Below are 13,684 nucleotides of genomic sequence, written 5' to 3'. Positions count from 1 at the left end.
AATTTTAAAGTTTTCCAAAGTACATAAAGTTTTCCAGAGCACGCTATTACGCGTGCTCTGCGTTTTCTAATGTCAAATCACTGCCACAAAGTTTGGGGTTAATGTCATTTAAAATGAGCAGCACACAAGAGACCACTACGGCAGCAAGCAATGTGGCACTCACCAGACCAAAGGCAATGCTGGCAATTAGCGGTATTAAAAATTGCGCCTGAGTACTGGTTTCGGTCAGCAAAGGTAATAAGCCAGCAAAGGTAGTGAGTGAGGTGATCACTATGGCTCTGAATCGGTCATGAATGGCTAGCTTACATGCTTGGCGTAGCTCCTGACCTTCTGCCACTTTGTCTTTCACAAAAGTGACCAGCAGAATATTGTCGTTAACCACAATACCCGCAAGGGTGGCAAAGCCCACCAGACTCGGAATCGTCAAATCTATTCCCAATCCTAAGTGTCCCCAAACAACGCCAATCCAAGCCATTGGAATGGCAAGCAAAACCGCAAACGGTTGAACGAAGCTTTTGAACAAAAATACCAGTATCAGATACACGCCAATAATGCCAAGTGCAAAATAGGTGAGCAGTGACGAGCCAGTGTCTGCACTCTCTTTATCCTGCCCTTGAGAAGTGAAATGCACTTCGGGGTATTTCTGCGCCATTTTAGGCACAAACTCTTTGTAAAACTGCTGCATGATTTCACGAGCATTCGCCACTTGAGTATTGATGTTTCCCTGTACTGTTGCGGTTGGAGTACCGTTAACTAAGTTAAGCCGCGAAAAGGCTTTAGACTGGGTTAAATCAGCGACTGCCATTAATGGGATAAGTTTGCCGTTGTTGGCGGTGATAACAAGATCATTCAGGTCGTCAAGCGTTGCTTGATGCAGGAAGTTACTTTGGCGGATGCGAATATCGACGATCTCTCCGTCTTGGAACACTGTTAGTTCATTGTTGCCTTTCACCGCGTTGCGTAGTGTTTGTGCGACTTGAGATGCGGTAACGCCCAATACGCCAGCTTGGTCTTTGAGTGTGACTTGAATATCGTCACGTCCGTATCGCAAATCGGAAGAAAGATTGAATACACCGTCGAATTGTTTGAGCCATTTCATCAAAGCTAAGTTCACCGCATAGAGTTCTTGTGGGTCGTTTCCCTGAACTCGGATATCAATACCGATACCTGCAACGCCACGTTCCTTGTCTGTAAATTTCAGAGCAATAACATCAGCAGTAGGGCCAGCTTTGCTTTTCCAACTTTGGATGAGGTCTTTGATGCTTTCTTGACGAAATTGAGCGGGTAGCAAGTCTGCACTAACCGTTGCCATATGTGGACCAGAATCAAAGGCATCGATGTTGGTGTTATACATAACCGTAATACTGTTGATTAACGGCTCACCGAACTTCTCTTGATACTCCTTATCCATCTCTTTTAAGGCGTTTTCAACTTTGCTCACCACACTTTCTGTTTGTGATAACAAGCTGCCTTGATTAAGCAATATTCTTGCTTGAAGTGTGTCGCTCTCTAGGGTTGGCATAGCTTTGAATTTGAACAAACCCGCAGGGAAAGTGGCAGTGGTCGCGGCGACGACAAACAGCAAAATACCAATACTCAAATAGGGGGCACGCATTGCGATGACGGAAAGGGGAACAAAGCCTTTGTCGCGAACGAACTCAAACCCAGCGGTGATTCTTCTACGAATGCGGTTGCCATTGGCGACGTCAGGATGATGAGCTAAATGTGAAGGCAGAATGAACATGGCTTCGACTAAGCTCACGATCAGAGTCATCATTAGTACGATCGGGATATAGCGAAGAATGTCACCGAGCTTTCCGGTTAGGAACATCAACGGGCCAACGACCATGATGGTGGTTGCAAAAGAGGCGATTACACCCGGTAATACTTGCTTTGTTCCTTCTATTGCGGCTTGAACTGGAGCCATGCCAGCTTCACGTTTCGCTGCGATGTTCTCAGCAATAATCAATGAATCATCCATCAGAATACCGATGGCGACAATCAGCCCGACCATGGTCATCATGTTGATGGTGTAACCGAGTATCAGCATGATAAACAGTGTGCCGAGAAAAGAGACGGGAAGACCGACGGTTACCCAGAAACTAAAGCGGATATTGAAGAATGCCCATAACGCTAAGAACGCAAGGAGCAAACCTTGAACCCCGTTGCTGCCTAGAATACGCAAACGCTCTTTGATATTGACACTTACATCCTGAGTAATAGTGAGCTCAACCCCTTGAGGAGCCATTGCTTGTTCTTTGTCGATGAGGCGCTGAACAGCTTCGCGCACTTTGAGGGTGTCCTGATTCTGGTTCTTTGAGATTTGCAGTAACGCCGCTCTTTGTCCGTCAAACAGAATCTTATCTTCTTCAAGGGCAAACTTTTGCTCTATGGTTGCGATGTCTTTTAAACGCAGTTGAGTGGCGCTGTTGATCATCAAGTTCCCGATGTCATCCACCTGTTTAGCTAGTTGGTCAAAGCGAATACTGGATTCTGATAAGTCGTTTTTCATTGTTCCCGCAGGAATACTAATGTTCTCTTGCTGAATTCGATTTGAAAGATCAGAAATGCTCAGACCAAATTGCCTTAAGGTTTCGCTTGGTACGGAGACTTCTATCTCTTGCTCAGAGAAACCACTGATGGTGACTTGGGCGATCTCTGGGCTGGCTTTAAGACTTTGTTTTACTTTGTTTGCATACCAGTAGAGGTCTTGATCAGACATAGGGCCGGTAATTGCGATACTGACAACGGAAGCAATGCGGTCGAGTTTTGTCACTGTTGGTTGTTCGGAGCGTTCTGGGAAGTCGCTAATCGCATTCACTTTTTGCTGTACTTCACTGGTTAGAACATCGATATTTTCGCCGCGGTTGATTTCCACATTGCCAATTGCCACGTTTTCTCGTGCATCACAAGTGAACTCATGAACGCCATCTAGCTTATCCATCGCATCTTGAAGAGGAATGCAGATCTCATCCGCCACTTCTTTAGGCGAAGCACCCGGATAGCTGACTTTCACTTCAATATTAGTGGTCGGCGCTAAAGGAAAGGTGTCCTTTTGCATTTTAGGCAGGGCGTAAATCCCAAGCAGCAAGATAGCAATCATCAAAACGTTGGCCGCCGTTTTGTGCTGAGCAAAGTAGGCGATCATCATTCATCTCCTTTTGCTTGTTGGCTTAACCACTGCATCATGGCTTTATCGGGTTGCGGTTTAAGCTTCATACCCTCTACCGCTGGTTGTAATTGGCTGACGACCACCATGTCACCTTCGCTGACGCCTGATTTCAGAACTGCAATTTGACCCTGAGTAAAATCGATTTCAACAGGTTGAATGGCGAGCTGGTTGTCTTTAACTACATAGACATTACCGCTATGAATCGCATTAATAGGCACAATAAGCTGGTTTTCCAGTTGTTGCGCTTTTAGCGTGACTTTAACAAAGGTATCGCGAATCAAAGGTGGCCTTTTTCCCGGCTGCGCTTGGCGATAAGGCTCGGGAATGCGGACAATCAGGGTTTGGCTCTGTGTCTGAGCATCAATAAAGCCGCCACTTCGGTCTACAACACCTTGCCAGTGAATCAGCCTGTCTCCTGTGGTTAAAGTGACCGTGGCTTCTAAATCGCTGTGCAGAGAGTTATCGAAGCTTTGCAACTGACTCGTTCGGCGCAGTGGCCGCATTTTGCCAATCGAATACTGGGCAAGTACTTCTACCGAGCCCATGCTATCGGATTGGAGCAGCGCTTGTCCTTTATTGACGTACTCTTCGACATCAATATTGGTTTCGGTGATGCGAATGTCATAAGGTGCTTTGACTTCAGTATGGCTAAGGTCACGTCGAGCAATTTCCAGCTCAGCATTTAATACTTGTTGTTCCGCAACCGTAATCGCTTGTTCATTCTTCAGGTTTTGCAGCAACTGTTGTTTGTTAAGTAGATCTCGTTTGGCTTTGTCTTTTTCAGTCTGAGAAAGATGTCCAGTCTTGGCTAAGCGTTCGCTGCGTTCGTACTCTTCTTTTTGCAGTTTGTAGTCTTGCTCGGCAATCGAATAACTTACGCCTATGGTTTGATATTTGAGTTTGGAGACATCTAACTCTGCATTGAGCTTAGTGATGGCAAGTTGATAGGCGGAGTCGTCGAGTTTAAGAAGAGATTCACCTTTAGTCACAAATGCGCCGTTCTTAAAATGGTCAGAGACCCAAATAACTCTGCCTTCGACTTCAGCTTGAGCTTGCCACTCTTGTGCTGGGCGGGTATAGCCATAACCGATAACACTAGGTTGAATGGCGAGAGGTTTTATCTTTATGACTCGGACGACTTTTGTGCCTCCAGCTTGTTCTGTTTTCGGCGGTTCGGCTTTCATGCTGGGGGCGACAAAGAGAACAATACCGCCCAAGACGAGTGGGGGAACAATAAGTAATCGTTGAATCCAACTGTAGCTAGCCATAGTCACTATCCCTGATTTTGTTTTTATATAAGTAAAAGCTAATGCAAAAGTTACCTAATGAACGGGTACCAGATCTCAATTTATCGCATATTGTTAATTTAGCTTTAACTAAAATAAAAAATCCGGTGCTGGGCACCGGATTTGGGTAAAGTTAAGTAAAAAATCGTCAGAGATAACTTGCGTTTACGACTCTTTATCTTTCGTCAGGGACAGAATGCCAATGGAAACGGCCGCGACTCCGACAAATCCACCTAGGATAATGACTGGCATAGCACTGTAACCTAGAACATGCCAGATAATGGATTCAAGTGTACTCATTTCTGTGCTCCTTGTTATTGCCAGCCTTCTACGCCGTGCATATCTGGCAGGTTATGTGCGATACCTTTGTGGCAGTCTACACATGTTTTTTCACCAGACGCTAGGGCAGTAGAGTGTTGTTGAACACTACGTTCACTTTGCTCTGAGAAATCCATAAATTCAAATTGGTGACAGTTACGACATTCGAGAGAGTCGTTCTTCTTCATCCTTGCCCATTCACGCTCTGCTAAGTGCGCGCGGCGCTCTTTGAATTTTTCTGGAGTATCGATAGTTTTCGTTACGAAATGTGCAAACAGCTCTTTTGATGCTTGAACTTTACGAATGATTTTATCTGTCCATTCGTGTGGTACGTGACAGTCTGAACAGATTGCTCGAACCCCTGAACGGTTAGAGTAGTGAATTGTCTCTTGGATTTCGGCAACGATAGGAGCATGACAACCAGAACAAAACTCTTCCGTATTGGTCATTTCCATACCTGTGTTAAATGCGCCCCAAAATAGCAAGCCACCAGAAAAACCCAAGAATAAGATAACACCAGCAGCCGCTTTACTTGGCCTAGTTAACTTACTCCAAAACGCTTTAAGTAGTTTCATAAATCGCCTCTTATTGTTTGGTTTGCTTAGCGAAGTGATTCAACACGCTTAAAGTCATTTTCAACCAAAGGTTGAGCGTCCGCTTGAGGAACGTGACATTGCAAACAGAAATAACGACGAGGTGATACATCAGCAAGTACTGCATCTTCACGGTTTAGGAAGTGCGTTACACTAATTTTCGTTGCGCCCATATCTTTGGCGTTTTTCCAGCTGTGGCAAGATAAACACTTGTTCGCATCTTTATTGACTTCGTAGTTACGAATTGAGTGTGGAATTAGTGGCGGCTGATAAACGTAATCCGCTTCTAAAGATTGTTCACGAGGAATTTTCTTCATTTCATCAGCGTTTCGCGTTTCTTCAAGAAGGCTAGAACCTCGCAAAGATTCCAAACCACCTGTTCCACCTGGAAGATCCAACTCAGCTTGCGCAAAGGCTACGCCGGACAAAACAGCACCTACAGATAACAGTGCAACCAGTAATTTTTTCATATTACATTCTCCGCCTAATGGCTAAATTCTTTAATGTGGCTGCCCGAAGATTTTGCCGAAGGGCAGCCTTTATACGCTTGCTTTACTTAAGCCACTTTTGTGATTTTAACCGGACATTTCTTGAAGTCCGTTTGTTTTGAAAGTGGGTCGGTAGCATCTAGGATCAACTTGTTGATCAGAATGCGAGCATCAAAGAATGGTACGAATACCAAGCCTTTTGGCGGCTTGTTACGACCACGAGTCTCTACACGCGCTCTAACTTCGCCGCGTTTGTTAGCAATGACCACTTCATCACCACGGCGTAGACCTCGTGCGACAGCATCTTCGTGATGCATGAAACACACAGCATCCGGGAAGGCCTTGTAAAGTTCAGGTACACGGCGAGTCATAGTACCGGTGTGCCAGTGTTCAAGAACACGGCCTGTACATAGCCATAAATCGTATTCTGCATCTGGCATTTCAGGTGGCGCTTCGTATGGAGCAGAGATGATCCATGCTTTGCCGTCTGGTTTACCGTAGAAATCCCAGCCTGTGCCTTTCTTCGCATATGGATCTGAGCCTTCTTTGTAGCGCCATAGTGTTTCTTTGCCATCAACTACTGGCCAGCGTAGACCACGAGTTTGGTGGTACATATCGTAAGGTGCTAAATCGTGGCCGTGGCCGCGACCGAAAATTGCGTACTCTTCGAAAATGCCTTTTTGCACGTAGAAACCGAAGTGGTGCGCGTCATCGTTTAGTTCTCGAGCTTCGCTCACTGGGTACTTGTCGATCTGACCGTTTTTGTACAGCACATCAAACATGGTTTTGCCACGGTATTCAGGCATTTTTGCTAGTAATTCTTCTGGCCACACTTCTTCCATCTTGAAGCGTTTAGAGAATTCCATTAGCTGCCATAAGTCAGATTTTGATTCACCGATAGTACCGACTTGTTGGTACCAAGCTTGCGTACGACGCTCTGCGTTACCGTAAGCGCCTTCTTTTTCAACCCACATTGCCGTTGGCAGAATCAGGTCTGCTGCTTGTGCTGTTACTGTTGGGTATGGGTCTGAAACTACAATGAAGTTTTCTGGGTTACGGTAACCTGGCAGACGTTCTTCATTGATGTTAGGACCGGCTTGCATGTTGTTGTTACATTGAACCCAGTAACAGTTCAGTACGCCATCGTTCAGCATACGGTCTTGAAGAACCGCGTGGAAACCTGGTTTTGGTGGGATAGTACCTTCTGGTAGTTTCCACACTTTTTCTGCGATTTCACGGTGTTTAGGGTTTGCAACCACCATGTCTGCTGGCAGACGGTGAGCAAAGGTACCTACTTCACGAGCAGTACCACAAGCCGAAGGCTGGCCTGTTAGCGAGAATGGGCTGTTACCCGGAGTCGCAATTTTACCCGTCAGCAAGTGTAGGTTATACACAAGGCTTTGCATCCATACGCCACGTGTATGCTGGTTCATACCCATGGTCCAAAGTGACATTACTTTGGTATTTGGATCCGCATATTGTTTCGCTAGTGTAATCAGTTTCTCTTCGCTCACACCCGACATTTCAGCCGCTTTCTCTGCGGTGTAAGGTGCAACTGATTTTTTGTACTCTTCAAAAGAGATGTTGCTCATTGAGCCATTGTTAGCATTTTTTGCTTTTTTCTGTAGCGGGTGCTCATCACGCAGACCATAACCGATATCAGTCACAGCTTGTTTGAAGTGGGTGTGCTTGTTCACGAAGTCCCAGTTTACTGCATCATTCTGAATGATGTAGTTCGCGATGAAGTTGGCAATTGCTAGGTCAGATTGTGGATGGAAAATGTAACCGTGGTCAGCAAGCTCAAATGAACGGTGATAGTATGTAGACAGCACGTTTACTTTTACATGCTGTTCGCTCAAGCGACGGTCAGTTAGACGGCTCCAAAGAATAGGGTGCATTTCGGCCATGTTCGAACCCCAAAGTACAAAAGAGTCCGCATTTTCTAAGTCGTCATAACAACCCATAGGTTCATCAATACCGAAAGTACGCATGAAACCCACTACCGCAGATGCCATACAGTGACGAGCGTTCGGGTCGATGTTGTTTGAACGGAAACCAGCCTTCATTAATTTAGCTGCCGCATAACCTTCCATTACTGTCCATTGGCCAGAACCAAACATACCGATGCTTGTTGGGCCTTTCTTAGCAAGAGATGCTTTCCACTTCTCAGCCATAATGTCGAAGGCTTGGTCCCAAGAAATAGGTGTGAAATCGCCATCTTTAGCGTATTCACCATTGCGCATACGAAGCAGAGGTTGAGTAAGACGGTCTTTACCGTACATGATTTTAGATAGGAAGTAGCCTTTGATACAGTTTAGGCCTTTGTTTACTGGCGCTTCAGGGTCACCCTGAGTTGCCACAATACGACCATTTTGTGTACCCACTAAAACCGAGCAGCCAGTACCACAGAAACGACAAGGCGCTTTGTCCCAGGTAATTTTGGTTTGATCTGTGCTAGCAATCAGGTTCGCAGCAGAAGCTGGTAATGTTACTCCAGCGATAGCTGCAGCTGATGCTGCTGCGTTTGCTTTCACAAACGCTCGTCTTGTCATTTTCATACTTCATCCTCTGTTTGGGATTGTTGAATTCCAGTGTCTTCGTCCAACTGCTCTAAATCTGTTTCGATTTGGTGATAAACCAAAACAGTGCTTAGCACGTTAGGTAAATTGTTGATGGCATCAATTGTGTCGGTAATAAAACCTTGATTCTCGGTTTCGAGAACAACCACAATTTTACCTTCAGGGCTGTCACCGTAGACTTCTGCATTCTCGAATTCTTCGATTTGAGCCTTTATTGATTCAAGATGCTGTGGAAGCACATGAATCACCAAACTTGAAATGTGCACTTCATTCAGTGACATACATTACTCTCATTTTTATATTGTGTTGCTTACATGGATAGCTGCTGTTGGGCATACAGAAACACATGCTCCGCAACCACTGCAGTCATCAACATTGATAACTGGTTGTGCAACTTTGTTGAGTTGCAACTTAAACTGAATCGCCATGGTGTCACATGTTTCACCACAGCTACGACATTCAACGTTTTGATACGCCAAACAATTCTGTTTGATATCCGCTTTAATCTGCCAAGGTGAATTGGACTGTGGAAGGAAAATAGGCTCCGGGCAAACCTTGGCACATTGATAACAAAATGTGCATTCGCCTCGGCTGAAATCTACGGTTGGAAAACCACCGTCACCATTAATGATGATATTGGTTTCACAAGCAGAAACGCATTTGCCGCAACGTGTACAATCGTCGGTAAAAGAAGCCGCTGATTTAACCCAAGGCATTATTATTGCTGAGTCTTCAACAGTTTTACGCGAGAACAATCGACGTCTGGCTAAATCGACCACTACAATCACCTTATATTTTGTAAGCGATAGGTAAATTGTAGCTCAAAGTTGTTAAGCCACAATTTTCACTTATCCATATGAAAATTGTAGTTTTCAGGCTATTTTCTTAAATACCCATTAGGGGGTAATTGGGGGTAAGCGTTGTTTTAGATCAATTATTTCCAGCGAGAGTGATCACATATTGATAGTGTTTGACTGTGATTCAAAATTTAAGAAAGACGATAGACGTCAAAATGAAGGAAATGCACCAGTTTGGTTAGAAGAGTAGAAAGGTCGCTGATTGGCACAATTGCCAAGGCAATGTTTAGCATTGTGATGATGTCGTTTGCAACAATTAGCTTCGCGATTATAACACTAGCATCATCATTGAATGACGCAGAAGCGGTCAATGTTTCAGGTTCGATGCGTATGCAAAGCTATCGTTTAGCGCACGATATTCAGAGTTCCTCCATCGATTATGTCAGTCATATTGAAAGTTTCGAACAGTCACTGTTTTCTCCGTCTATGCAGGCGTTAAAACATTGGACAGTGCCTGAAGATATTCAGTCCGATTACAACGACATCATCATCCGCTGGCAAGAACTGAAAACAATCTTGAAAAGTGACCAACGTGCTGAATATTTGAACCTTGTGGCGGGGTTCGTCAGCCAAATTGATGTGTTTGTGTTTAAACTGCAGCAGTTTTCTGAAAGTAAATTAATCAAACTGGCATGGGTTGGGGGCTTAGGCCTTGGCGGTGTATTTTTGGTTTCTGCGTTGGTTGTTATTTATACTCGAAGAGAAGTTGTAGGCCCGCTGCGTAATTTAGTTGTGGCGAGTGAACAGGTACAGAACCGATCTTTTGATGTGCAGTTGAAAACAACCAGCCGTAATGAAATGGCGATATTGACCCGCACATTTAATGACATGGCGAATGAGTTAGGCAAGCTGTATCACGGGCTTGAAAATGCGGTGAATGAGAAGACCCATAAGCTCCAACATGCAAACCAGTCATTGCAGGTACTTTATGAGTCGTCTCAACAGTTAACGGCTTCTCGAATTAGCCAAGAGAATTTTCAGACGTTACTTAAACAAATCGTTAGTGTTGAAGGGATTGATGCTGTTCGCCTCGAAATAGATGAAGAGGCGGGCAAAGGCATTGTTTTAAATGAAGGTTATTGTGACAGCAATTGCAATAACAACTGCCACGAGCAACCATTGATGGTGGATGGACAGACGTTAGGAAGACTGTACTGGCGGGCGGGGTTACCATGCCCGGATAAAGCTCTGATTGATAGTTTTGTACAGATGCTTTCACGCGCTGTTTATTTTAACAAAGCTCAGAAACAGGCAGAGCAGTTGCTCCTGATGGAAGAGCGTGCGACCATCGCGCGTGAACTACATGACTCTCTTGCTCAGTCGCTTTCTTATTTAAAAATTCAGGTCTCGTTACTTAAGCGTGTCATGAACAAGCTAGACCAAACGCCGCAAAGTGAGAAGACAACAGACATTATTAAAGATATCGATGAGGGTTTATCCGGAGCCTATACTCAGTTGCGTGAGCTGCTGACCACATTCCGGTTAACCATTAAAGAAGGTAATTTCGGGCGAGCGTTATTGGAAATGATCAATCAGTTGAAAGAGCACACCAGTGCGTCAATTGAGTTAACCAATAATCTATCCTCGCTGGAGTTGAATGCGCATCAGCAGGTGCATTTAATGCAGTTGATCCGAGAAGCGGTGATTAACGCCATTAAGCACGCAGCCGCTACGAAAATAGTCGTGGAGTGTAACCAAGTTGACGGCGATGTTGTTGTCGTGGTCGAAGATAATGGTGTCGGGTTTGAAGAACACGATGCAAAACTTAACCACTATGGTTTAAGCATAATGCAAGAGCGAGCAGCCCGCCTGAACGGAGAGCTGACAGTGAATTCTTCTCTGAACTCCGGTTGCAGAATAACTTTGAAATTTAAACAGTCTAAGGACATTAACGTTGACGAAGATTAGAGTAATGTTGGTGGATGACCACCCGCTAATGCGTAGAGGCATTAATCAGTTATTGAGCTTAGAAGACGATTTTGATGTGATCGCTGAAGCAAGTAACGGTACTGAAGCCGTCGCGTTGGCTCATGAAGATGAACCGGACTTGATCCTGCTCGACCTGAACATGAAGGGCATGTCTGGGCTTGATACACTTCAGGCACTGCGCACCGACGGATGTAGCTCAACTATCGTTATACTGACCGTATCGGACAGTGCCGCAGACATTGAAGCACTAGTGAAAGCTGGAGCAGATGGTTATCTGCTAAAAGATACTGAGCCTGACGAACTGATTGAACTGCTAAGACAAGCTTCTTCTGGTGAGAAAGCTTACAGCAGCGTCGTCGCGAAATATCTTCGTGAGCGTGAGAGCCACTCTGACGTATTTGACTCTTTGACTGATCGTGAATCTCAAATTCTGGCGGAAGTGGCAAAAGGGTATCGTAATAAGCAAATAGCCGATCACCTGTTTATTTCTGAAGCGACAGTAAAAGTGCACATGAAGAGTTTGCTGAAGAAATTACGAGTGCCTTCGCGCACTGCAGCAACAGTGCTTTATCTGGAACGCTACGGCGATCTGAGATAAAAATCGAGGCTTATCAGATGCAAAAAAGAGGCTAATTGCCTCTTTTTTTCTCTTTTTTGTTTAGCAACAGATTGCAATTTTGGCAGTCGTTATTGTTTCGAATAGCGAGTTTTAAACTCAAATACCTTTTCAGAACACACATCGATGCAACGTCCGCAGCTAATACAATCCTGATCCATCACTCTGATGTCGCCATCTTTTAACGGCTCTCTAAGAACTTGCGGTTCTGGGCAGACGTTGAAACAATCCATACACTTAGTGCAGGCGTTTCTGTCAGTGGCGGTGACACGCATAATGCTCTGTTTGCCGATAATGCCATAGGTCGCTCCTAACGGGCATAAGTGACCACACCAGCCATGTTCGACCAGCAACAGATCGAGTAAGAAGACAAGTACAATCAGCATCCAGCCAGCTCCCATACCAAATATCAGGCCGCGGTGCAGGGCAGAAACAGGGTCAATCCACACCCATAACGCACTTCCGGAAATGGCGCTGCCAATCAGCAGTACCGGAATCAACCAATAGCGCAGACTCTTTGGCCATGAATAGCTCGCTTTTAGGTTCAGTTTTCTGCGTAGCCACGCGGCTAAGTCAGTCACGATATTCAGCGGGCAAACCCAAGCACAAAACGCTCTTGTTGCGATCACGGCGTACAGTGCGACAACAATCAGGGCACCTAAAATTGCCGTGAACTCAGGAAGATGCCCTGCGGTGATGGTTTGTAACAGCAAGAGTGGATCTGTAAAAGGAACAACATCAAACAGAGTGCTAGACGAAAGGTTTCCTCTAAACACTCCCCACGTTGGGCCTGCCATAAACAGCGCAATAATGGAAAACTGAGAAATTCGGCGAAGGATCAAAAAGCGATGCGCTTTCCACCAACCCAAGTTTTGTATTGCCGCTTTACCGGCGTCTTTAGCCAAATGTTTAGCCATTATCCACCTCCTAAAGCTGGTTGCCGTTAAATGGTTTAATTGGAACGCCACCGTGTTCTTCGGTGTCGATACGCACTTCAGAATGCTCTTCCCATCCTAGGCGATAGTGCTTACCGAGTTGGCCTTGAGCCAGTTCAGTTGGGACCACTTTTATTGCCGCCACATCTAACACACAGGCTTCTTCGCACTTACCGCAACCTGTGCAGTAGTCGGCATGAACGGTGGGAATAAATTTGGCGTGAAAACCTGTTCTTTCATTTCGGATGGTTTCAAGGGTGATGGCTTTATCGATAGCAGGGCAGATGCGGTAACAAACATCGCAACGTAGGCCTTGAAAATTAAGGCAGTTCTTTTGGTCGATCAGTACTGCAGTTCCCATCCTTGCATCATCTATATCGGTCAGTGCAGGATCAAGTGCACCGCTGGGGCAGGCTTTCACGCAAGGAATGTCTTCGCACATCTCGCAAGGTATTTGTCTGGCAGTAAAGTACGGCGTACCCGCAGCAACAGGTGAAAGAAGCGAAGCTAACTTCAACGTATCGTATGGGCATGCTTGAACGCATAAGCCGCAACGCACGCAGGCTTTCTCGAAATCGTTACCTGGTAATGCACCTGGTGGGCGAATCGGGACACCAGAAGTTTCTCTTGCCTGACTTTGCAAAGATTGCAATCCGAGGAGCGATGCGGCTGCACCGACACCGACTGCAGTTCTAGAAGCATCTCTTAAGAAGCGACGGCGGCTTTCGGAAATTTTTGGACGAGAAGTTTTCATACGCCAACCCTGTATAAAACGCACTACTAAAATTATAACCACATTATCTGTGTGCATAAGAATAGTCGCTACCTCCAAAGTAGTGTACGAACACTCCGTTGATTCAGGTCAAGTGAAAGCTAATATAAATGAAAAAATGTGCAGAGATTGAAAACAA

Annotated in this window: 12 protein-coding genes; 2 read left to right on the top strand and 10 right to left on the bottom strand. The window is 45.3% G+C overall.

Going from position 1 to position 13,684, the window contains the following annotated elements:
• Positions 1 to 46 precede the first annotated feature (46 nt).
• The 8 genes from AAGA51_RS18690 to napF form a co-directional block, all read right to left on the bottom strand.
• The gene (locus AAGA51_RS18690; protein ID WP_255209375.1) at positions 47 to 3,151 is read right to left on the bottom strand and encodes an efflux RND transporter permease subunit; all 3,105 of its coding nucleotides are present in this window, start codon (positions 3,149 to 3,151) and stop codon (positions 47 to 49) included.
• Positions 3,148 to 4,440, bottom strand: coding sequence for an efflux RND transporter periplasmic adaptor subunit (locus tag AAGA51_RS18685; protein WP_042483059.1), 1,293 nt, complete (start codon positions 4,438 to 4,440; stop codon positions 3,148 to 3,150). Before AAGA51_RS18685 ends, AAGA51_RS18690 begins: the two co-directional genes overlap by 4 nt.
• A gap of 183 nt (positions 4,441 to 4,623) precedes the next feature.
• On the bottom strand, positions 4,624 to 4,758 hold the full coding sequence (locus tag AAGA51_RS18680; protein ID WP_081878682.1) for a TIGR02808 family protein: 135 nt from the start codon (positions 4,756 to 4,758) through the stop codon (positions 4,624 to 4,626).
• 14 nt (positions 4,759 to 4,772) lie between these two features.
• Positions 4,773 to 5,351: a NapC/NirT family cytochrome c gene (locus AAGA51_RS18675; RefSeq protein WP_042483062.1), complete on the bottom strand. Its 579-nt coding sequence runs from the start codon at positions 5,349 to 5,351 to the stop codon at positions 4,773 to 4,775.
• A 26-nt stretch (positions 5,352 to 5,377) separates the two neighbouring features.
• Positions 5,378 to 5,839, bottom strand: coding sequence for a nitrate reductase cytochrome c-type subunit (locus AAGA51_RS18670; RefSeq protein WP_042483065.1), 462 nt, complete (start codon positions 5,837 to 5,839; stop codon positions 5,378 to 5,380).
• 86 nt (positions 5,840 to 5,925) lie between these two features.
• Positions 5,926 to 8,415: a periplasmic nitrate reductase subunit alpha gene (gene napA / locus AAGA51_RS18665; protein ID WP_042483067.1), complete on the bottom strand. Its 2,490-nt coding sequence runs from the start codon at positions 8,413 to 8,415 to the stop codon at positions 5,926 to 5,928.
• Positions 8,412 to 8,717, bottom strand: coding sequence for a chaperone NapD (locus tag AAGA51_RS18660; RefSeq protein ID WP_042483070.1), 306 nt, complete (start codon positions 8,715 to 8,717; stop codon positions 8,412 to 8,414). Before AAGA51_RS18660 ends, napA begins: the two co-directional genes overlap by 4 nt.
• Positions 8,718 to 8,732: 15 nt before the next feature.
• Positions 8,733 to 9,215, bottom strand: a complete 483-nt coding sequence (gene napF, locus AAGA51_RS18655) for a ferredoxin-type protein NapF (RefSeq protein WP_042483071.1) — start codon at positions 9,213 to 9,215, stop codon at positions 8,733 to 8,735.
• A gap of 252 nt (positions 9,216 to 9,467) precedes the next feature.
• On the opposite strand from napF, the gene narQ reads away from it, so the two are divergent.
• Positions 9,468 to 11,201, top strand: coding sequence for a nitrate/nitrite two-component system sensor histidine kinase NarQ (gene narQ, locus AAGA51_RS18650; RefSeq protein WP_042483073.1), 1,734 nt, complete (start codon positions 9,468 to 9,470; stop codon positions 11,199 to 11,201).
• Positions 11,188 to 11,820, top strand: a complete 633-nt coding sequence (locus AAGA51_RS18645) for a response regulator (protein ID WP_042483076.1) — start codon at positions 11,188 to 11,190, stop codon at positions 11,818 to 11,820. The genes narQ and AAGA51_RS18645 overlap by 14 nt, the downstream gene beginning before the upstream one ends.
• Before the next feature lie 89 nt (positions 11,821 to 11,909).
• Here the strand turns inward: AAGA51_RS18645 and napH are convergent, their stop codons facing one another.
• Both napH and napG read right to left on the bottom strand, forming a co-directional pair.
• Complete coding sequence (napH, locus tag AAGA51_RS18640; RefSeq protein WP_042483079.1) at positions 11,910 to 12,755, bottom strand: quinol dehydrogenase ferredoxin subunit NapH; 846 nt, start codon at positions 12,753 to 12,755, stop codon at positions 11,910 to 11,912.
• 10 nt (positions 12,756 to 12,765) lie between these two features.
• Positions 12,766 to 13,527, bottom strand: a complete 762-nt coding sequence (napG, locus tag AAGA51_RS18635) for a ferredoxin-type protein NapG (RefSeq protein WP_042483438.1) — start codon at positions 13,525 to 13,527, stop codon at positions 12,766 to 12,768.
• Positions 13,528 to 13,684 lie beyond the last annotated feature (157 nt).

It is taken from the genome of Vibrio diazotrophicus, assembly GCF_038452265.1.
Taxonomy (GTDB): domain Bacteria; phylum Pseudomonadota; class Gammaproteobacteria; order Enterobacterales; family Vibrionaceae; genus Vibrio; species Vibrio diazotrophicus.
This window is presented reverse-complemented; position numbering and strand designations above follow the sequence as displayed.

Coding starts and splice junctions, on each gene's coding strand:
- AAGA51_RS18690 (WP_255209375.1), bottom strand. CDS start 3,151: ATGATGATCGCCTACTTTGCTCAGCACAAAACGGCGGCCAACGTTTTG.
- AAGA51_RS18685 (WP_042483059.1), bottom strand. CDS start 4,440: ATGGCTAGCTACAGTTGGATTCAACGATTACTTATTGTTCCCCCACTC.
- AAGA51_RS18680 (WP_081878682.1), bottom strand. CDS start 4,758: ATGAGTACACTTGAATCCATTATCTGGCATGTTCTAGGTTACAGTGCT.
- AAGA51_RS18675 (WP_042483062.1), bottom strand. CDS start 5,351: ATGAAACTACTTAAAGCGTTTTGGAGTAAGTTAACTAGGCCAAGTAAA.
- AAGA51_RS18670 (WP_042483065.1), bottom strand. CDS start 5,839: ATGAAAAAATTACTGGTTGCACTGTTATCTGTAGGTGCTGTTTTGTCC.
- napA (WP_042483067.1), bottom strand. CDS start 8,415: ATGAAAATGACAAGACGAGCGTTTGTGAAAGCAAACGCAGCAGCATCA.
- AAGA51_RS18660 (WP_042483070.1), bottom strand. CDS start 8,717: ATGTCACTGAATGAAGTGCACATTTCAAGTTTGGTGATTCATGTGCTT.
- napH (WP_042483079.1), bottom strand. CDS start 12,755: ATGGCTAAACATTTGGCTAAAGACGCCGGTAAAGCGGCAATACAAAAC.
- napG (WP_042483438.1), bottom strand. CDS start 13,527: ATGAAAACTTCTCGTCCAAAAATTTCCGAAAGCCGCCGTCGCTTCTTA.